General features: G+C 42.6%; 16 protein-coding genes and 1 pseudogene. 7 read left to right on the top strand and 10 right to left on the bottom strand.

Features of this window, described 5'->3' with window-relative positions:
- Nucleotides 1-2: 2 nt before the first annotated feature.
- Nucleotides 3-542, bottom strand: a complete 540-nt coding sequence (locus AC5JPO_RS02070) for a Csu type fimbrial protein (RefSeq protein WP_493853134.1) — start codon at nt 540-542, stop codon at nt 3-5.
- Between the two features lie 361 nt (nt 543-903).
- Here AC5JPO_RS02070 and AC5JPO_RS02065 point away from each other — a divergent pair, with 361 nt between their 5' ends.
- Entirely contained in the window at nt 904-1,221 is a 318-nt protein-coding gene (locus tag AC5JPO_RS02065) for a hypothetical protein (RefSeq protein ID WP_493853133.1), read from the top strand.
- Between the two features lie 251 nt (nt 1,222-1,472).
- Here AC5JPO_RS02065 and AC5JPO_RS02060 read toward each other — a convergent pair whose 3' ends face one another.
- From AC5JPO_RS02060 to AC5JPO_RS02050, 3 genes are all read right to left on the bottom strand, one after another.
- Nucleotides 1,473-2,645 (bottom strand): TauD/TfdA family dioxygenase, encoded by a 1,173-nt coding sequence (locus AC5JPO_RS02060; RefSeq protein ID WP_493853132.1) that lies wholly within the window; start codon nt 2,643-2,645, stop codon nt 1,473-1,475.
- Nucleotides 2,646-2,922: 277 nt separating this feature from the next.
- On the bottom strand, nt 2,923-5,703 hold the full coding sequence (gene ppc, locus AC5JPO_RS02055; protein ID WP_493853131.1) for a phosphoenolpyruvate carboxylase: 2,781 nt from the start codon (nt 5,701-5,703) through the stop codon (nt 2,923-2,925).
- Between the two features lie 257 nt (nt 5,704-5,960).
- The gene (locus AC5JPO_RS02050; RefSeq protein ID WP_493853130.1) at nt 5,961-7,226 is read right to left on the bottom strand and encodes a tyrosine-type recombinase/integrase; all 1,266 of its coding nucleotides are present in this window, start codon (nt 7,224-7,226) and stop codon (nt 5,961-5,963) included.
- A gap of 771 nt (nt 7,227-7,997) precedes the next feature.
- Here AC5JPO_RS02050 and AC5JPO_RS02045 point away from each other — a divergent pair.
- Nucleotides 7,998-8,711, top strand: a complete 714-nt coding sequence (locus AC5JPO_RS02045; protein ID WP_493853129.1) for a DarT1-associated NADAR antitoxin family protein — start codon at nt 7,998-8,000, stop codon at nt 8,709-8,711.
- Between the two features lie 443 nt (nt 8,712-9,154).
- Here the strand turns inward: AC5JPO_RS02045 and AC5JPO_RS02040 are convergent, their stop codons facing one another.
- Nucleotides 9,155-9,637, bottom strand: coding sequence for a hypothetical protein (locus AC5JPO_RS02040; RefSeq protein WP_493853128.1), 483 nt, complete (start codon nt 9,635-9,637; stop codon nt 9,155-9,157).
- A 195-nt stretch (nt 9,638-9,832) separates the two neighbouring features.
- Between AC5JPO_RS02040 and AC5JPO_RS02035 the strand changes: the two genes are divergently transcribed.
- Nucleotides 9,833-10,501 (top strand): hypothetical protein, encoded by a 669-nt coding sequence (locus AC5JPO_RS02035; protein WP_493853127.1) that lies wholly within the window; start codon nt 9,833-9,835, stop codon nt 10,499-10,501.
- A 96-nt stretch (nt 10,502-10,597) separates the two neighbouring features.
- Here the strand turns inward: AC5JPO_RS02035 and AC5JPO_RS02030 are convergent, their stop codons facing one another.
- The 4 genes from AC5JPO_RS02030 to AC5JPO_RS02015 form a co-directional block, all read right to left on the bottom strand.
- Nucleotides 10,598-11,353: a M90 family metallopeptidase gene (locus AC5JPO_RS02030; protein ID WP_493853126.1), complete on the bottom strand. Its 756-nt coding sequence runs from the start codon at nt 11,351-11,353 to the stop codon at nt 10,598-10,600.
- 33 nt (nt 11,354-11,386) lie between these two features.
- Entirely contained in the window at nt 11,387-11,737 is a 351-nt protein-coding gene (locus AC5JPO_RS02025) for a helix-turn-helix transcriptional regulator (RefSeq protein ID WP_493853125.1), read from the bottom strand.
- 108 nt (nt 11,738-11,845) lie between these two features.
- Nucleotides 11,846-13,243: a type II toxin-antitoxin system HipA family toxin gene (locus tag AC5JPO_RS02020; protein ID WP_493853124.1), complete on the bottom strand. Its 1,398-nt coding sequence runs from the start codon at nt 13,241-13,243 to the stop codon at nt 11,846-11,848.
- A 151-nt stretch (nt 13,244-13,394) separates the two neighbouring features.
- A complete protein-coding gene (locus AC5JPO_RS02015) occupies nt 13,395-13,964 on the bottom strand; it encodes a TetR/AcrR family transcriptional regulator (protein ID WP_493853123.1) in 570 nt (189 codons plus the stop codon).
- A gap of 119 nt (nt 13,965-14,083) precedes the next feature.
- On the opposite strand from AC5JPO_RS02015, the gene AC5JPO_RS02010 reads away from it, so the two are divergent.
- Both AC5JPO_RS02010 and AC5JPO_RS02005 read left to right on the top strand, forming a co-directional pair.
- Nucleotides 14,084-15,523: an NAD(P)-binding protein gene (locus AC5JPO_RS02010; RefSeq protein ID WP_493853122.1), complete on the top strand. Its 1,440-nt coding sequence runs from the start codon at nt 14,084-14,086 to the stop codon at nt 15,521-15,523.
- A 25-nt stretch (nt 15,524-15,548) separates the two neighbouring features.
- Nucleotides 15,549-16,643 (top strand): DUF2855 family protein, encoded by a 1,095-nt coding sequence (locus AC5JPO_RS02005; RefSeq protein WP_493853121.1) that lies wholly within the window; start codon nt 15,549-15,551, stop codon nt 16,641-16,643.
- 179 nt (nt 16,644-16,822) lie between these two features.
- On the opposite strand, the gene AC5JPO_RS02000 is transcribed toward AC5JPO_RS02005, so the two are convergent.
- Nucleotides 16,823-17,461: a GDSL-type esterase/lipase family protein gene (locus AC5JPO_RS02000; RefSeq protein WP_493853120.1), complete on the bottom strand. Its 639-nt coding sequence runs from the start codon at nt 17,459-17,461 to the stop codon at nt 16,823-16,825.
- Between the two features lie 348 nt (nt 17,462-17,809).
- Between AC5JPO_RS02000 and AC5JPO_RS01995 the strand changes: the two are divergent.
- Both AC5JPO_RS01995 and AC5JPO_RS01990 read left to right on the top strand, forming a co-directional pair.
- Nucleotides 17,810-19,306: pseudogene (locus AC5JPO_RS01995) on the top strand (circularly permuted type 2 ATP-grasp protein); the annotation flags it as partial.
- A 138-nt stretch (nt 19,307-19,444) separates the two neighbouring features.
- Nucleotides 19,445-20,077 carry an alpha-E domain-containing protein gene (locus AC5JPO_RS01990; protein ID WP_336623811.1) on the top strand — a complete coding sequence of 211 codons (633 nt, stop codon included), beginning with the start codon at nt 19,445-19,447 and terminating at the stop codon, nt 20,075-20,077.
- Nucleotides 20,078-20,137: the final 60 nt, after the last annotated feature.

Here is a 20,137-nt window from a genome sequence, read left to right as displayed (position 1 = left end):
TATCAGTAAGTCACATTGACAGCGACAGTGTCAGAGTAAACACCAGGCTCAACGTCCGTTGTAGAAGTTACTGTGGCATAGACCTTATAGCTATCGGGCGCAATCACCAATCCATTACCGATACCAGAGACGCCATTACCAGTATTAGTTAAGTTTCCAGTATCACCCCAAGCAGAACCGCCTGCTGTCTGCGTCAACTGATAACCAATCGTGGCGCTATTAGGTCCTGTCATAACGCCAGCGCCTGATTCATTGTTATTGGATGGTGTTAAGTTCACGATATAAGGCGTGTTCTTAGAGCAGGTTACGGAGATGTCATTGGCAGATGATTGTTCAGCAATATCTACTATCGCTGTGTTGGCCACATAAGTACCAAAATTAATATTTTGATTGCCTGTTGTGGAGGCGACAGAACAAAAAGAAGTGATTGTTAGCTTAACGTCAAAGGTGCCTGTTGCAGTCGCGGCCTGAGCAGTAGAAACGGCTACTAAGCTAGTAATAGCAAAAAAAGCGATAGTAATTAGGTGTTTTTTCGATGACATGATTATTCTCCAAAATTATTATTTCGAGCGTTTATCAATACAACGTAGCGTTTTTATATGTACCTGCTCAGCACCTTCAGTGACCAGTTTAGTGAATAGAATAATTATTAAGGATGCCTACAGAAACCATAAAACAAATAGATCTAATTTATTATTGCACAACTTTTGTTTGATTGCACGGCAAATATATAGTGCTTTGATCATTGTCAGTGGTCACCATGTTGTTAGCTATTGGCTAATGATCATCACGATTTGGTATATGTTTGATGTCACGTCTCAAACCATAAAAGCTGAAACCGTCGCGCTGTTGTTGTTTTGCTTATGTTGAATATGCTACCGATGGCATCGACCAAGAGCATACATGAACTCATTAAAAACGGTAGGCAGTTTTACTTTACTGTGTATTGCCAGTTTGACCATTATGGTGGGCGTGCTACTAGCACCTGGCTTAGCCAGTATTTCGACGAGCTTGGGCATTACCGATAATAGTGTTCTTTTAATCACTATGGCGAGCTGTACAGTGTTGATTTCTACCTGGTATCAGGGTGAGGCACACCTAAACATGATTGCCAAACAAGGCATGTCTATCGAGCTAGGCGGAGTTATCTTTTGGTTCTTAGGAGGCTTGCTAGCCGCAAAATTTTGGGCATTGCCGCTATCGATTTACTTGTTGGCATAGGTGTTTTTAGCCATGCTGCTACTGTTCATAACATAAAACTATACAGCCCGTACAGAAAGCGAGAAGGTTGTCCAAGATGATAGTAAAACCATTTGAAAAGTCATAAAGCACTTGATATAGCGCTATAGAGGTAAAGTGAAAAAAAAGGGAAGGGGGTGATAATCCTCGTCAAACCATAAACCGTCTGATGCCGTGTTGCCGATAGTATCAGACGGTTTGTATTTGAATTAAGTTTGTTATCCGAAAAGCTGTTAAGCCAGTTGTCTTTTAAGAGTTCTTAGGCGACTTTTAAATTCTGAGCGGTCAACATAACAGCCTTTGAGACGACGCTCACCCACATTTTCATCAAAGGCGTTACGTCCATGCAAGACGCGGCGGTTATCAAAGACGACCATCTGACCAGCAGTTATTTTTAACTCAATTTTATAGCGTGAGTCTTTTAATCGAGCCATCAGCTCTCGATAAGCAAGATAGTAGTCGTGCATGATATCGCTTGGCAAATCAAAGATATCGGCAAGATGCGCATTATATTTGATCTCGATAATATTGCCAAAGTTATCTAGATTAATGACGGGGTGGTGCTCTCGGATATCATGTGCGCTGTCGTGAAAACGAAAGGGGATGGCGTACTCAGCCAGCAAGCGAAAATACTCAGGCTGCTCTTCTCGTAACTCTTCTAATACCTTTAGCCCATCTACAAAAGTAGATTCACCACCAATGCTTTCATTGCTTAAAAAATGTAGAAATTGATACCCTGGTGGCAACTCTTGATTGGGCAAGTCAGTATGTAAAGGCAATGAGAGCGAAGTATAAGCCAAGTTAATCGGCGATTTTTCTGATATCACATCGAATGTCATGCCAAAGTTGGTCTGACGCAGATAATCGACACGCATGGCTGTCTGTACACCAGCATCAGAGTCATCTGGCATATTGTCAATAATCGTAAGTCCATATTTATCCAGAGCACTCATCCATTCATATAAAGCGCTGTCACTGGTCATGATGCTGTGCTGATCATACATGGGAATGTGATTAATAAATGCGCCATCCCAACTTATATAAGGGCTGCTATAATCCTTGACCAATGCACTAGAGTAGTCAAACTCACGCAACCAGCTTTGTTCAAAGTGGCTGATATGTGCTTGTTCTGACCATTCAATCGTCAGCGTTGTCTCATCAAAAGAGACAGTTAACGGATGAATATCTTTTGAGACACTCAGCAAGTCAAAACTACGCTCGCCAGTATGCGGATGAAAAGCAGACGGGCAGTTATCACGCAACCAGATATAATGGTAAGTGCTATCGATGCCATCACTCCAGCGTATCTGAATGGCGCGGTCGATCAGCGAAATAGAGGTTATATGAACCTCTGACTCAGTTGCGACTGGGGTATCTAGTGATGGTTTTGATTGCATCGTTTTCATTAGAGCAGATCCTACATAATCAGGAAGTAACATACATTTTACGGTATCTTGCTAAAATTGGTTATTCAAACACTGAATTACGAATCACCCAATAGGCAATATCAATTAGCATATGAAAGAGAGGATGGTATGGGTAATCTAATCAAAGGTGTCAGACAACATATATGAAAATTCATATTTTGAAGGGTGTTGAGGCTTCGAGAACGAAACCTCAATATTTAACGACAATTGGTATAAGTGTTCTATTTATCTGAAGGCTATTTATCGTAAAGCTACCCTAACCAGTATTTCGTAAACCTGCAGCTAGCGCATTGATACTACGGATTAATGGATCTTCTACGTTAATGTCGCCAGAATCGGCACTGCCTATAGCATCTTGCTGTCTAGCGCGCTTTAGTAGCTCAATCTGGATATAGTTGATTGGGTCTAGGTAAGCATCGCGCCATTGAAGAGAGGCAGCTAGATTTTGCTGGCTAGACAAGAGAGCCTCTTGATCCAATAACGAGTTTAAGCCTGAGTAGGTTAGGGCATGTTCATCAATGACCGCTCCCATTATTTGCTCACGCAATGCAGCGTCTTCACATAACTGGCTATAGGCCTGTGCAATATTCATATTGGCTTTGGTAAACGCCATCTCAATATTACTGATAAATACATTAAAAAACGGCCAGTGCTTATTCATCTCTTTCATGAGAGCTTCATCAGCTTTGACGCTATCTAGCGCACTACCGACACCATACCAAGCAGGTAGGGTAAAGCGTGCCAACGACCAACCAAACACCCAAGGAATCGCTCGCAGTGTGGTCTTACTGGGTAGGCCTTTTTTGCGATGAGCAGGACGTGAACCAATATTTAATAAAGATATCTCTTGTACTGGAGTCACTTCTGAATAAAACTGATAGAACCCTTCGGTATGATCGGTCAGTTTACGGTAACGGTGCTCGCCTGCATCTGCCAATCGTGCAAACAGCGCTTCATAATTTGGTAACTCAGGAGGTTGCACCACGAATCTGGACGAGCAGGCTTTGAGGGTGCCTGTGATAGCCATGGTCAATTCAAACACAGCAGTATCCGTATTGGCATACTTGGCATAGAGCACTTCGCCTTGCTCAGTCACTTTAATCTGACCATGTAGCGTGCCGGCTGGCTGTGCGGCAATGGCTTTGTGCGTTGATCCACCACCACGGCTGACTGAACCACCACGACCATGGAACAACCGTGTTTTGATGCCATATTTCTCAGCAATGCTATTTATGGTTTGCTGGGCACTATACAGCTGCCACGCTGAGGTGATAATACCGCCGTCTTTTGATGAGTCTGAATAACCCAGCATGATCTCTTGTGTGTTATCCGTGTTCTGTAGCAGTCCACGATACAGCGGATTATCTAACACGGCAGGCAAGATTTTATCGATGTTTTTAAGATCTTCGATGGTTTCGAACAATGGTGCGACAGGTAGGTCAGCGGACAACTGACCTTCGTCATCAACTCTGCATAAGCCTGCAAACCGCATGAGCAGCAACACCTCTAGTAGCTGGCTAGCATTATTGGTCATCGAAATCACATAACTGCCGAAAGTAGCCTGTCCCACCAGTTTGCGTAGAGTGGCGACCGAATTCATCAGTGACAATTGCTCACGTGTTTTGTCTGTCAGGTTGTCAGTATAGATGAGCGGTGTGCCTGGGTTTTCTAGCAAGCGTGTCAACCACTCTTGACGTTCGGTTTCGCTTAGCGTCTGATAATCAGGCAGATTAGAGGCACTGGCAAAGATATCTGTAATCACTTCGCCATGGTATGACGACTCTTGACGGATATCGAGCGCTGCCAAATGAAAGCCGCAAGTCTTTACTAGGCGGATGATATCTAGTAACAGGCCGTCGCTATGTGCTGTATCGTGTGTGCTGACACTTTGACGGATAATGCGTAGATCTTCTAGTAATGCTTCTGGATTGGCATAGGCATCTTTTTCAGCTTCACTGTCCGTGCCTTTGCTTTGGATGCGGCGATTGGTGGCATTGACTTTAGTCAGAATGATAGAGAGCAGGCGACGATATGGCTCGTTGCCATAGTCATCTAGGTTATAGTCAAACACCCGCTGATCGAGCTCATCATAACTTTTGATTTTGTCATATACCTCAGGTGAAACGGTAACAATAGTGTCACTATGAATCAGCTGTCGGCGCAGTTTTTTGAGTAGCACTTGATAGTGACGCAGCACGGTATCCGCATGCATCAATACAGCAAGTTCTGTGGTCTCAAAAGTCACAAAAGGATTGCCATCTCTATCGCCGCCAATCCATGAACCAAAGCTCATAAATGCAGGCAGTGGATAGTCTGTGAGCTCTGGATAGATATCGACAATGGCTTTTTTGATATTACGATATACTTTAGGAATGGCATTGAACAAGCTGGCATTAAAGTAATGCAAACCATTATTAATCTCATCATATACCAATGGCTTACGGGTGCGCACTTCATCAGACGACCATAGCAAGTCAATCGTTTGCGCCGTTTGCTCTTTGGCTTGCTCGTAAGCAAAGCTATTTTCAGACACGTTGTTTAGGGCATCGCTGTGAGTGAATAGGCTTTGTAAGATATTCATCGTGGTACGGCGACGTGCTTCGGTAGGATGCGCGGTAAACACGGGTGTGAACTTTAGCTGATCAATCAGCTCTTGCATTTGAGCAGGCTCAATATTGCGCTCACGGCACTCAAGCAAGGTACGGCGAAATGATCCTTCCCAGCTTTGCTCAGATTGCATACGCTGCTCATGACGCTGCTCACGCAAGTAATTCTCTTCGCTTAGATTGGCTAGGAAAAAATAGATAGAAAAGCCGCGTATGACGTTTTTTAAGGTTTGATTGTCTAAAGAAGCAATAAAATCAATTAGCTGCTGTTTATGCGCTTCGTTTGGCTCACGGCGCTGTTGAATAAAGCCTTTGCGTAGTGTCTCAATCGTATCTAGCGTCTGCTCACCGGATTGGCGAGAAATAGCATCGCCTAATAATGAACCCAACAAACTGGTGCGTTTACGTAGTATGTTATTATCTAGCGTCATCTTCAAACTCCTTCTCAAATGAATGGGTACAATACTATGGCTATCTTATGCGTAATATCCTATAGTTTTTTGCAATTTAACATAAATAGGTGAGACCTGCTTGATGTTGATGGTCAATTGTTTGTTTTTCTGACCTTTTTACTGACCTTTGTCATCCTATTGATTATGCCTGGCTCAGTGCGTTTCTAATGTTCTTCATATATTTAACAGGTTTTGGTACAAGTTTTCCTAATTACGTTTTAGGGTTATCTCATAGTCTATCTATCTCGCAGCTCATCTATATAGTCGGCCCAATCCTGCATCATTTGTACTCTGGTATCGATCTCATCAAGTCTGTTATAAGCGCCGCCATGCGTATCTTTTATCCTGTGACCTAGCTGTAACTCTGTGACGATGTCAGAATAGCGTAGCTCAGGCCGTTCCATGAGCAAAGTCTTAGCCGATGCTCGAAATCCATGTGCACATTGCACATCCTTGTATCCGAGTCGATGAAATATCTGTACCAGTGTCGCTTTGCTGATATAAACATTGCTTGAGCCACGCATTGAAGCAAACACATACTCCTTATGCCCAGTAATTGATTGAATGTCTCGTAACCGCGCAATCACTTGCGTGGCTAATGGTACAACTAAGTGCGAGACCATATCATCACGACCTTCGCCTTTGATCGGGGAGAACGACCATATATTATTATCCCAATCGATATCCTCCCAGCGCATCGAGCGTAGATCGATACTACGTACAAACACATAAGGCAGTAGATTCATGGCCTCTAGTGTGATTTTACTTGCACCTTTGAATTCAGACATATCTTTTAGAAGTGTCGCAAATTGATCTGGCTTAGTAATCGCTGGCAAGTGATTGCCTGAATTGGCGGGTGCCAGCTCACCGCGAGTATCGATAGCCACGTTTCTATCGCAAAGTCCTCGGGCCACTGCAAATGAGAATACTTTTTCCGTATATAAACGAGTGCTCGCACCAACAAAGGTGGCTTGATTGTCATTGTTTTGAATTGACTCACACACACTCAGTATCATCTCGCTGGTAATATCGTTCATTCTCAAGTCGCCAATCTCGCTACACATATACCCCAAACATAAGTCCCAAAATTTAAGGGTGGAGTCACTAAATGCGGATTTTGTAGACTTATTTTGATGGCGCCCTGCTGTTTTGTGGTCTCGCCATGCTTGTGCAATCTCAGAAAATGTTGCGTTTTTCAGGTGTGTGTATCTGTTGACTTGTTCCTTTTGCTGTATAGCTTTAGGGTCAGAGCCTTTAGCGACCATGTTGAGGATAGTCTCAGCTTTGTACTTCACCTCATATAAATCAATATCTTCGACTTTGCCAAGCATCATTCTGGGGCGCTTGCCCTCGATATGCGGATGAGAGTAACGCAGGTAGTATTCTTTTTTGCCGTTTGGATAGACACGAAGGCTCAAACCTGCCACACCTGAGACACTAACCGAATAGTCCTTGTCTCGGTATTCAAGTTTACTGATATCGTTTGCGTGGTCGACAGCCATAAGGTATATCCGTAAATTTGTTTAGGCAGTTATATAGGGTTGATAAACTAAAAGAAGGATTCTTCGAAAGCGTACAAATACTCATTGGACACCAGTATGGACACTGATATTAATAAGATAAAATCGAGAAGTCATATTTCATAGGGTATCCATTACATAATTATCCCCAAGGTTAACTTGGGGATAATTGTACCATATTTACCTATATATCCAGTAGACTACGTAATAATTGAGTTATAGAGCATTCCTAGCCGCTATTTTAGGACATAAATTTATAAAATAATTAGCTTAATGCTTTATATGGTAAGCGTTACAGCCGATTAATTAAATATTCTATGGTCTCATACTTGCACAGAATATAATAAACAGGGTGGTAGGACTGTTTTATGCAAGTACAGGTCAACCTATTTTAAGGTCTGTATTTGTATCTTTTATCTTAAAAGTGAATAAGTTCTACAAGTGGCAGATAATTGATCTCAAAAGTCTAAAAATAGCAGTGAATGTTTTATAGACTACTTACACCTAAATTTGTAGAAGGTATCAATAATATTTAAATAGGGTAGGATAAATAACAAAGAATAAGATAAACTGCCATCGCAAGCGTTGACTCGATGTATTGTATTTCAAACCAATCAGCGGTATTGGACGGCTAAGAGCTGTCATTCAAAACGGATAATGCTGAAAACGAGAATAGAGCAATCCGTTAGAAATATAGTAGATCGATCATAAAAGAGCGCTTATAAAAGATTATTGATATTAAGGTGTATTACTATGGAACCAACACAAAACGCTATAGAACATAAACCTGTATTCATGCCCAAAGTCAACAGTGACAATCTGGTAAAAACAGATATGGTAAGGGTTGAGCGGCATGTGGGATTTGCGAGTAGACAAAAGAAAAAAACGATCAATGACTTGCATCAAGTCATTCGCAAAAAGTATGGATTTAAACAAGTATTAGAGCTGTCTAGTAAATCGGGCAATAAACTGAGTTTTCCGCTGAGCCCATTTAGCCTACAAATTACTAATGAGCATGATGGCAAGCAGTATAGTGTCGAAAATGCCTTTCAAGCCAGTATGGTATTTGAAGATGGTGGCCCTTATGAAGACTTGCTGACCGTAGCACCCAGACAAGCCAGAAAGGATGAGCGATTGATGACATCAGGAGAGCTCACTGGTTACGATTATTTTGGTATGGAATGGGGCGTAGAACCATTGACGACGTTTTATGATTGGCTATATGTGAACGCACTAAAGCAAAACCCTCATTTACATGAAGAGGTAATGCAATACCAAGCCTTTACTGATATTACTTTTAATCCTGCAAAGTCTATTCATAATCCAGCCTATGCACTGGCTATGTTTGTAGCGTTAAATAAACGTGAATTACTTGGCAATATTGAAGATCCGATGGCATTTTATAATTTATGCAATGAATTCAAAATTAGCAATACTGAGCACTTATTGGAAGAAGGCTGGGTTTAAGCGTTAGGCCCGCGCTCAAGTGGGTGTGAACAATTTGGAATAAAGATTTGATTGCAGACAGTAGTACTAATCCAGATCTGAATCATCCCGCAAAATGTCATTTATGAAACTAAGACTACCGAGGAAAATTCGGTAGTTCATTAATAATGATAGCGATAACTTATTAAATGCTTAGAAAGCAGTTGTCGCAAAATTTGCGACAGCTCAAATGATAGAGTGTTTTAGTTGATCTGGTTTTTATGTGCTAGCTGTATAAAGAACTGAAAATAATCTATAAAGTTAATACTACATAGGCTCTATTTAACATAATATACATTATGCGAAAACAAACCAGCTGTTTTAGTAATTGACTGAATAGCAATTAGTCATAATATAATTTATATTCTTTGCCGTGTGTTTTATCTTGGCTCAGTATTTTCAATATTAGTTTGGCCGTTGTTAGGTTAGCGGCAAGTTTCAAGCAAATGATTACGCAAAGTATCGCCATCTTTGTTTAAGATCACGTCTGCAACTTGGCAATTAGCACTCTTGTCATCACATGATAGCTCATAATAAATATCGCTACCTTGCGCTAAGCTGACGTGAACCAATCCTTTATCAGTTACTGAAAACTTTTTATCCTGCGTATAGTCAGGATCTTGAGAGTTCCACAACACATCATAATCCACATTGCATGACAGTTGGTGCTTATCAAAATAATCCTGTTCGAGCTGTATGGCTGCTTGTAAATCATCATCAGCATACTGCTGTAACACGGTAGGATTACTCATACCTTCGTCATTAATGTCTTGTTTATACATCTTGGTGATGGCAGCGATTTTCATAGCGGCTTTTGTTTCATCTATTTGTGTTACATCTGCTATAGCACTACCGACGGTTGTCAGTCCTATGATTGATAGCAATGTTAGCGTTCTATACGTTGACATGTCAGTCTCTACAAGCTTTATCCTATAAGTGTTACGGTCTATTACATCATAGCCATATTAGGACTATGATGTAATATCGTATCATTCAGGTTTACTTACCAAGATCTTGATTACATAGTGCTTTTATATTATTCCCTTTATCGGTTTCTATGATGATTTGTAGAACTAATTCATTCATTGCCAAGGACCGTTTTTATGGCTATATTGACCACTTCTTATAAGAAAAAACCTGTAACATTGGCCTGTAGTAGCTTCTTATTAGCTACTTTGACTGCGACTGGTTGCCAGTCTACCTCTGAGTCCATCGAAACTACCAATTCTCAGACTATAAGTAGCCCATCAATGGTTATTAGTACTGACATAAGTAATCAAACCCTTAGACAGCAAGCATTACGTATACAACACGCACTGGCAAATAAGGACTTTTCTAGGATTACTAATGACATTCATCCCACACGTGGCGTTCGTTTTTCCATGTATGCTTATGTACGTCCTGAATCTGATAAAGTCTTTAGTCGCATGCAATATAAGCAGTATTTGAATCAGTCCAATATTCGCTTTACTTGGGGCAAAAAAGACGGCACTGGCGATTTACTCATCACGACACTACCTACATATTTGGATACATGGGTGAATGGTAAAACGTTCGATAACGTAGCCATTAGGGTTAACGAGTCAACCAATAATGGTAATTCAATCAATAACCTAAAAGAAATATACCCACAATCAGAGGTTGTAGAGTTTTATTATAATGGTACTGAAGCGTACGCTGGCATGGATTGGCGTGTACTGCGCTTGGTATTTGACGAATATCAAGGCAAACGTTATCTCATTGCGGTTATTAACGATCAATGGACGACTTAAAGACTTCAAAGGTGGATACCAAAATTAAGGAAGAATTATCGTAGCGTACTACCCTTTTCCGATTTTTAATAGTATATATTCACTTAAAAGAATGTTTTATTGTTTTGACTCGAGAGGCTCTTGACGAAAAAACTTCACCATAATCTCATAAATATCGGGATAAGCATCTACCAGCTTTTGCGGGGTTTCAAAAAACACCTCACTAAGCACCGCAAAAAACTCCGCGGGATTGGTCGCTCCATAGCGATCTAAACCTGACTTGCGATGTGTTTGAAAATCCTCAAAATCACGGCTCATAATCTTTGTCCATCGCGCAGGATCCATACCGGGTTGCATCGGTGGAAAGCCATTGGCACGGCCATTCATCATATCGAGTTTATGGACAAACTCATGAATAACCACATTGTGCCCATCGCGTTCGCCTGAATGTTTGGCATCCTTCCATGAGAGAATGACAGGCCCGCGCAGCCATGCTTCTCCACTACGATGCTGAGTACCTTCGTGGACAATACCGAACTCATCTACTGTGGTACTGCTACTCTTGTATGAGCCGGGATAAATGATAATGGATGACCAACCAGCATACCATTCAAGACTTAGGTTTAAGATCGGTAGACACGCTTGTAGTGCAATGGACTGTCTGACAGCATCGGTAATCTCAAAGTCATGGGCACCAGTGATTGATTTGTCAGCTAAGAATAAAGTTGCTAGATCAAATAAATGTGACCTCTCATCAGCATTTAATCGATCTAAGATAACGATACGTTTGGCAGCCTGCACCCAATCAGCATGAGTGAACTCACTATTGTCTAATATACGCTGCTCACGCCAGTCTTTTATAATACCAAACATCGTCGCTACCCCTATTCTTAAGTTATATGTTATCTACTTTTTTATTGGTACTAAGCCTACTTGTAAGCCAAATGGGCGGAATACTTGATTAAGCAGATCCACACTATAGTTGCCATTATCATTTTCTATATCTGATATTGTCTTACGCGATACTTTTACAAGCGTTGCAAACTGCTCTTGGCGTACGTTTAATACTTGTACACGCAATATCTTTAATGCTTCACCTTGAGTAAGTATACCGTCTTGTAACTGTTCGACGACGTTGTTTTTAAATACCTTACGTGCATGACTGTCAAGCGGCAGCGCGTTTTTTGATGCACGCTGTTTTTGGTGATTATTGACGAGTAAAACCTTGTCTTCATGAATATCTTTATGGTAATTCATAATCCTACCTTTATCTTCGATACGTCTGATAGTGCCTGTGCTATCGGTCGATCTTTAAGTTTCTCAATTATGCAGCTCATGCATGTCACACAATTCATATAGGTCATGTTAATTCAGCAATCGCCACGCTTCTAAATTCTGGGGTAAATAATCAAAACCAATGGCTGGAAAGGATAAAATGCGCTCAGGCACACCCCTAGCAGCTAAGCGCGTCTTCAAATTCAATAGGTTTTTGGCTGTGGTTTTAAGCTCGCCTAACAACAACTCAGGCGGTACTATGTCTGCTAGCTGCTCAGCGATCAAATCAAAGCGATAGCGACCTCCTGATTCAAGCTTATCAGGTGACCGTGCATCTGCCGTTTTCCATTTTATGCTGCGCGGTATCCCTTCAGGGTCTGCACGCATCGGTGCAAAGTCGTATATAGGTGTCAGCCAAATCTGGTCTGCATCTCGCATAAAAGCATGATTGCGTCCATGATTGTCTGAGTTGCCAAATGCAATATTTAATAAATCGCGCTGTACCCATTCGATGACAAATGCTTGCTTATCAAAATAAAAGCCCTTATCCACCATGTTTGAGCTTTCAATGAGTGCAATGAGCTCATGTATCACTGCATGATGATCCAACATAGCACCTGCCCCCTTTTTCAGCATGCTATAAATAGACTCTATCGCAAAGCGTTTGTAGGACGCGGCTGACTGACCTATCTGAATATCAAAACGAGGCAACCACAGTGAGGGATACCTATCACCTTCGATTAGCCTCATACCATCGATATCAATCGTCTTAAAACCCATAGCCGTTAACTCATGATAATAATGATACTCTGCACGCAAGATGTCACAGTCTAGACTCGTCCGCTGACCTCGAGGGTATTTGACCAAATAGTACCTGTCCTCGCTGTCCGCCAGTTGCTGATTATCAATCCAAATCGCTTCGTCATCACGCCAGCGTAATAGTAACTTGGGGGCCTCACCGCCAGCACCCGTTGCACCACCTGCCATGGCACCCTGCTCGCTTGCATACTCCAAAAAATTGACGTCGCGATCCGTGATATCAGCCAGCGTAAATAAACGCTGCTCGTCTTGTGTAGGCAGAGGGACAGCCTCTTTGATACGCAAATGACCTATCGGCGCGATAGTTGCACGCCTGAGCAGCTCATAGTCCTGCTCTGTCTTTGATAGCCGCGTTAAATCTAAACGTTGCATCCAATATCTGCGACTAGCACCAGCTGGTATCATGTCATCTAGGACAGGTAACCAACCCTCTGTTATTGTCGTGCCAAATAGTTCTACAGGATAATTGATAGATACGGCAAAGTGATTGTCGGCTAAAAAATGCTCATAGCTATAATTATCACTGCCCTGATCGTTCTGAGATACATTCATCGTATCATCACTATATATAAGCTCTATCAATTCTTTGTCATCATTAAATATTAGCTTAGCAATGTCTTGCCAGCTATTGTCAAGAAAGGCTTGTATGGTTAGTGATAAATCAGTCATATCAGCTCAAATTTATGATAAATATATTACTCATTATATACAGAATTTATTTATTATGAGTAATATATTTATCATATTATACTAATTTATAAGTTTATGAGTATTATATTACTCATAAAAATGTATTATTTTTTACCTTATCCGTCCTCTTCTAACCTATCGAATCAAGCTGTACTTCAACGACACGCAGCGCCATTGATTTCCAGTCCAAGTCAACGCCATCAGTAAATACCACATGATGACTGATACTGACGTACCCATGCACAATTGCCCATATGTCTAGAGCGATTTGCTGACGCTCTATCATGCTCGTATCTTCGGATAAGTAAGATCCTGCGACTCGCACCAATTTTGCAAATGCGCTGTCCCGTGCAGCAATGGCTTCCTCTGATGGCTGATAGCCTGCATCAGACTCTCCAAAAATTAGCCGGTAATGCGCTTCATATTTTTCAGCCACGTTGAGATACCCCAAGCACGACTCTAGTACTTGCGCTTTGCTGGCTCTGCCATCATCAGGTATGACATCCATGGCTTCACGTACCAGATAAAACCCCTCGATATACAATGCATCTAATATGCCCTGCTTACCTTGGAAATGACTGTATATGCCGATGGTAGATAGTCCTGCACGCTTAGAGATAGCACGTACACTCAAAGCACTCCCGCCACCCTCCAAAAACAGTTGGGAGGCTGCATTTAGGATTTTAGTTCTAGCGTCCATTAGATTCTCACTATGTCTTGACAATTATAACAGTGTTATTCTAGTATATAACACTGTTATATACAAACAGTTGTTATTAAATATCATGGATGAACCATTATCTTAGGAGCAAGGATGCGATGAGTATTCAACAACTAGAAACGGACTACCTAATTATAGGCAGTGGTGCAGTCGGCATGGCTTTTGCTGACGTACTGCTAGCAGAGACAGATGCCAATATCATTATCGTTGATAAGCATCATAAGCCAGGCGGTCATTGGAATGATGCCTATTCATTTGTCACACTACATCAGCCATCATCATTCTATGGCGTCAGTTCGCGTGAGCTATGCGGCGGTACCGTTGATAATATAGGCTTAAATAAAGGATTGTCTGAGCTAGCGACAGGCGCTGAGATCATGTCTTACTACGATAAAGTCATGCGACATACCTTTTTACCCAGCGGGCGTGTCCAGTACTTCCCGATGTGTGAGTATCAAGGAGATGGTCACTTTACATCATTGCTGTCAGGCACTACTCACAAGGTCAAAGTCAATAAAAAGGTCATCGATGGTACTTATTTCAAAACCTCCGTGCCAGCAACCCACACGCCAAGCTTTGACATTGCTGATGGCGTCAAATTTGGTCCATTGAATGACTTACCAAACCTCACTGAACCATGCGATGGTTATGTGGTCGTTGGCGGCGGTAAAACAGGTATTGATGCAGTTTTGTGGCTATTAGAAAACCAAATTGACCCTGATCAGATCACGTGGATTATGCCTAGGGATGCTTGGTTGATTGATCGCAAAAACACCCAACCATCACGCGACTTCTTTGTGCATACTATTGGGGCACAGGCGACTCAAGCAGAGGCAATTGCTGAAGCTAAAAGTATCAGCGATTTGTTTGATCGTTTAGAGCAAGATGGCGTGTTGATGCGCATCGATCCAAATGTACGACCGAAAATGTTCCATGGTGCCACCGTCAGTAGTGAGGAGATAAAACAGCTACGCCGAGTCAAAAACATCATTCGCAAGGGCCGCATCACTCGCATAGATAAAGACACCATTTATTTTGCTGATACGCATATCCCAACGACGACCAACACTATGCATATTGATTGCTCTGCCCGTGCGGTACCAGTGACAGAGACCTATACCGTATTTCAGGATAACACCATCATCGTACAAAATATGCGTACTTACCAGCCTGTATTTAGTGCCGCATTTATCGCGCACATTGAAGCCAGTTACGATGACGACGCCATCAAAAATAATCTATGCCGCGTGGTACCACTACCCAATCATGACACGGACTGGTTGGTAGGTATCGTGGCACAAATGCAAAACCAGATGCGCTGGTCACAAGAGCCTGCACTACGTGAATGGTTGGTGAACAATCGCTTGGATGGTTTTACCAAGTTGGTACAGCCCTGTGAGAGTAGAACGCCTGAAGAGCTGGCTATCTTGCAGCGTCTAAAAAAATCGATGCCACAAGCTGCTGCCAATATGCCCAAACTAATGGGTGAAGTCATGCAAATCAATGCAGAGCGTCAAACTAATACTACCCACGCCTAAATAGATAGCTATCAAGGAGATAGATATGCAAGAATTTCAGACCAATAAAACGGATTTTTCTAAAGCACGTTTACAGGAAACACCAGCATGTACCCTCAATGAGGGTGAAGTACGTGTCAAAGTCGATCGCTTTGCCTTTACGGCTAATAATATTACTTACGCTGTCATGGGTAATCAGCTGCGATATTGGCAATTTTTTCCGCCGAATGGTGACGAGCCTGAAAAATGGGGAGTCATTCCAGTATGGGGATTTGGTGATGTTGTGGAGTCTAGTAGCGACGCCCTACCTGTTGGTGAGCGTCTATTCGGTTATTTCCCGCCAGCGAACGAGCTGATTATCACGCCCAAACGCATCACGCAAACCAATCTGATGGATGGTAGCGCCCACCGTTCCGAGCTACCACCTGGTTATAACCTGTATCAGCGCGTCAATCACGAACGAGGTTATGATCGCGCCAACGACAACCAGCGGATGCTGCTCTTTGTACTGCATCTAACTTCATTTTGCTTATATGACTTACTAAAAAGTAATGATTGGTTTGATGCAGAACAGATCGTTATCATCAGTGCCTCGAGCAAGACCAGTATAGGTTTGGCATACGGTCTGGCCGAGGATACAGATGCCCCGCATGTCGTCGGTCTTACCTCCGACCGCCATACAGACTTCGTTGATTCGATTGAGGCTTATGACAGTGTATTGAGCTACGACGCTCTTGAGCGAATTGATGCAACCAAACCTACCGTTATTGTAGATATGTCAGCCAATACCGATGTCCTGAGTAGGCTACATAAGCACTTAGGCGACAACATGCGTTACACCAGCAATGTCGGTCTTACCCATTGGGATGAGCCGAGACATTCTGAGGGCATCATTCAAGCGCGTAGTCAGCAGTTCTTTGCACCCAGTCATGTGCAGCAGCGTATGAAAGAATGGGGCCCTGAAGCGTTCAATAAGCGCTCTATGCGCTATATTATGATGAGCATGGCAAAGACCAGTTCATGGCTGAACATTCAAGAGCTTGACGGAGTAGATGGTTTATTGAGTGCTTATCAAGATATCTGTGATGGCAGGATAGATGCTGATAAAGGCTTGGTAGTGGTCATGAAGGATGAAGATTGATATAAGTCAAAGTGACTGTTTATTCGTTACTAATAACTAATTAGCTGCTAATAGCGTTACTCATAACATCAAATAAAAAAGCAGAGAGCCAATTACTGCGCTCGCTGCTTTTTTGTGTTGGGTCTTTATTGGGAAGTCTCAAGTTAAGTTTTTAGAGACTATAACTTCAAGACTTAATATCAGGGCGCCAAACCTTCCTCTTGTAAGTAATCATGCAGTCCTTCTGCAAACTGACGATATCCTGTAGCATTGGCATGGATTCTATCGGATTTTAGTGTGTCATCAGATAGTACCGCTGACCAGCCGCCTGAGTATAGCGGTATGTCCTTCTCATCAGCTACCTCTTCATACAGCGGATTGTCACTTACTTTACCGAATAATGCACTGGCACTTAGGTATGGTTCAGCAATCAGGACGACATCAATATTTGCAGAGTGTAAGGTATCAACCGTTCGCTCAATATTGGCACGGGTCGTATCAGGCTTAATACGCTGCAATACATCGTTCCCGCCCACCCCAAGCAGTACCAAATCAGGGGACTGTTTGGTGATATCTTCTACTCGAGCCAGCACATCGGCAGAGGTATCACCGTTGACACCTGCATTCACCACTTCCCACTGGCTCAAGTCAGCAAGCACGCTAGGGTAAGCTGTCTCTGTACTAGCGCCATAGCCATAGGTGAGTGAGTCCCCAAGCGCTATCACCGTACTACCAGCGGGCAATACCTGGTTCTGTGGTTCACTACTGCACCCAGTCAATCCGATACCAAATGAGAGTCCTATACTCGCCAGCAGCGAAAACCGTCCCCGTAGCTTCATGCCTGCTCCTGTTTCTATACCAATTAAATTAAATTTATCATCATCAAGCTGTTATTTTCTAAAACCTATTATTTAACTCTTGTTGTATGTTACTCAGTAACCGTTGTATAGTTCATACAGGAGATAGACTGCCTGTTGGGCGAAATACAAGTGCTACCTAGCTTAGCACAGACAGCGTAGTCGTCATAAAGTATAACTTTACCAAGGATACGTGAGGTACTTATGAACAAAAAATCATCTCAATCCCAGTCTCAGAGTCAATCTCAAGAAGACTCTTCAAAAGATCAAACCAAAGAACAAAGTCAGACGCAAAACTCGAATAAAGCCAAAGCCACCTCTGACGCCAGTATAAAAGACAAAAACAAGGATAATGTTTCGGAGCAAGCGCAAAACCAATCACAAAATTCAGCAGATGCCACCCCCTCACAAGCACCCAGCTTTGATGAACTCCAAATAAGCGAAGGTCAGTATCGTCCAGTTGCAAAGGCCGTTGGTGATTGGCTTGATAACATCAATATGGACGCCCTCAATTATCTAAACGAACAGGCAGAAAACATCTTTTACCGCAAAGGGGTTACCTTCACGGTCTATAGCGATGCCAAGAATATTGAACGTATGATTCCGTTTGATATTATTCCGCGTATTATTGCCGCGAGTGAGTGGAAACAAATAGAGGCCGGCTGTAAACAACGTATTACCGCTCTGAATGCTTTTTTGCATGATATTTACCATGACCAAGCCATTATGAAAGCTGATATCGTACCTGCCAGCTATGTGTATGCCAGTGGCTGCTATGAGCCATGGATGATGGGTATTGAACTCGACAAACCGATCTACTCACATATCAGTGGTATCGATTTGATTCGAGACGAGTCGGGTAAGTTTTGTGTTCTAGAGGACAATTTGCGTACACCATCAGGTGTCTCATATATGCTTGAAAGCCGTAACATATCAGAGACACTACTGTCCGACATGTTCGCTGATACTCCTATTATGGGTATTAGCGACTACCCTAGCCGTCTTAAAGCCTGTCTTGCCAGCTCAACCTCCAAATATGATCCACAAGTCGTCATTTTGACCCCAGGACGTTTCAACAGTGCCTATTATGAGCATGCCTTCTTAGCACATGAGATGAATGTACCACTTGTACATGGCTATGACCTGGTCGTTGAGGACAGCAAAGTCTATATGCAGGGTATTCGAGGTAAGGTACAGGTCGATGTGATCTATCGCCGCATTGATGATCCCTATATTGACCCGCTCGCCTTTCAGTCTGACTCTATCTTGGGTGTGTCAGGATTGATGAGTGCCTATCGTGCTGGCAACGTGGTTATCATAAATGCACCAGGTACAGGCGTAGCAGACGATAAGAGTCTCTACCCGTTTGTACCAGATATGATTAAGTTTTATTTGAACGAAGAGCCTATCTTACCTAATATCGAAACTTACCAGTGCCGTAAACCTGATGATCTTAAATACGTGCTTGATAACCTAGACAAGCTGGTGGTAAAAGAAACGCAAGGCTCAGGCGGCTACGGAATGCTTATTGGCCCAACCTCAACCAAAAAAGAAATCGAAGACTATCGCGTACGCTTGCTTGAAAACCCAGCCGGTTTTATTGCCCAGCCAACCATCTCGCTCTCGACCAACCCTACTGCGGTAAGCGATGGTATTGCGCCGCGACACATCGACTTACGTCCCTTTATTCTCAGTCACGGTGATGGCACGGTAGATATTGTGCCCGGCGGATTGACCCGCGTGGCCATGGTTGAGGGTTCTTTAGTCGTCAACTCATCACAAGGTGGCGGTATCAAAGACACTTGGATCGTTGATGACAGTCATTCAGAGACCCAGTCAGCTGGCAAGTGTACGTCTTTACCATCAGTAGATGCCAATGCGTCAAGCAATGTTTCAGGGCATGCAAACTACTATGATCGCTTACAACCCTTAGAGGCAGGTTATGAGAGTTTGGACGATGCACCTATGATACTGCTACTCTCTACCGCCAGTCATTTAATATGGCTAGGTCGATATAGCGAACGCCTCTATCACTATGACGATGTCATGAAACAACTCATCAAGGGCGATCTTAAAAAATCACAGGTCAAACATCTGATCAGTCACTTAGGGTTTAATGCCGATAGTGAAGAGTCACTTAGAGCCATGAAAACACAAATGGTGTCTGATCTGGAACAAAACATCATTCCCAATATCGTGCAGTCGATTGAGGACAATGTACAAGAAGCCAAGGGTGTCATTGGTAAAGATACGGCTGAACTCTATAACTTGATTAAGCGTCTATCAAGTGCTGGTACTTATCGCGCCGCGACTTTGCAGCTACATGCGTGTAATGCGGCGATGAAACAAGAGAATCCGACAGTGACTTGTTTTTGGCAATTAGGGCGTCACTTTGAGCAGCTTGAGCGAGCCGTCTTGTTGCAGGAGGACTCAATAGAGATCAGTCTTGACTTCAAGTACTGGATCAATCAATTACCAGAGAACACGCGCTGGCGTGAGCTTATCCGCTTGACCAACCAGATGATTCGATCAAAGAAGTTTAGCGACTTTGAGCTGATTAGCAAGGAGTTCAACCTCATACTGCGTCAGGGTGTTTAGAGGGTGCATAAAAGGTGTCTAGCCAATAACTAAGAGTAATTGCTTATTGAGACATACGAA

The organism is Psychrobacter sp. H25, from assembly GCF_059076335.1.
Note: the sequence above shows the minus strand (reverse complement) of the source record. Positions and strands in the feature narration are given on the sequence as shown.

Excerpts from the sequence above, each read along its gene's own strand:
- AC5JPO_RS02020 (WP_493853124.1), bottom strand. The coding sequence starts at position 13,243 with ATGACTGATTTATCACTAACCATACAAGCCTTTCTTGACAATAGCTGG.
- AC5JPO_RS01990 (WP_336623811.1), top strand. The coding sequence starts at position 19,445 with ATGATACTGCTACTCTCTACCGCCAGTCATTTAATATGGCTAGGTCGA.
- AC5JPO_RS02070 (WP_493853134.1), bottom strand. The coding sequence starts at position 542 with ATGTCATCGAAAAAACACCTAATTACTATCGCTTTTTTTGCTATTACT.
- ppc (WP_493853131.1), bottom strand. The coding sequence starts at position 5,703 with ATGACGCTAGATAATAACATACTACGTAAACGCACCAGTTTGTTGGGT.
- AC5JPO_RS02015 (WP_493853123.1), bottom strand. The coding sequence starts at position 13,964 with ATGGACGCTAGAACTAAAATCCTAAATGCAGCCTCCCAACTGTTTTTG.
- AC5JPO_RS02045 (WP_493853129.1), top strand. The coding sequence starts at position 7,998 with ATGGAACCAACACAAAACGCTATAGAACATAAACCTGTATTCATGCCC.
- AC5JPO_RS02065 (WP_493853133.1), top strand. The coding sequence starts at position 904 with ATGAACTCATTAAAAACGGTAGGCAGTTTTACTTTACTGTGTATTGCC.
- AC5JPO_RS02035 (WP_493853127.1), top strand. The coding sequence starts at position 9,833 with ATGGCTATATTGACCACTTCTTATAAGAAAAAACCTGTAACATTGGCC.
- AC5JPO_RS02040 (WP_493853128.1), bottom strand. The coding sequence starts at position 9,637 with ATGTCAACGTATAGAACGCTAACATTGCTATCAATCATAGGACTGACA.
- AC5JPO_RS02050 (WP_493853130.1), bottom strand. The coding sequence starts at position 7,226 with ATGGCTGTCGACCACGCAAACGATATCAGTAAACTTGAATACCGAGAC.
- AC5JPO_RS02005 (WP_493853121.1), top strand. The coding sequence starts at position 15,549 with ATGCAAGAATTTCAGACCAATAAAACGGATTTTTCTAAAGCACGTTTA.
- AC5JPO_RS02000 (WP_493853120.1), bottom strand. The coding sequence starts at position 17,461 with ATGAAGCTACGGGGACGGTTTTCGCTGCTGGCGAGTATAGGACTCTCA.
- AC5JPO_RS02010 (WP_493853122.1), top strand. The coding sequence starts at position 14,084 with ATGAGTATTCAACAACTAGAAACGGACTACCTAATTATAGGCAGTGGT.
- AC5JPO_RS02060 (WP_493853132.1), bottom strand. The coding sequence starts at position 2,645 with ATGAAAACGATGCAATCAAAACCATCACTAGATACCCCAGTCGCAACT.
- AC5JPO_RS02030 (WP_493853126.1), bottom strand. The coding sequence starts at position 11,353 with ATGTTTGGTATTATAAAAGACTGGCGTGAGCAGCGTATATTAGACAAT.
- AC5JPO_RS02025 (WP_493853125.1), bottom strand. The coding sequence starts at position 11,737 with ATGAATTACCATAAAGATATTCATGAAGACAAGGTTTTACTCGTCAAT.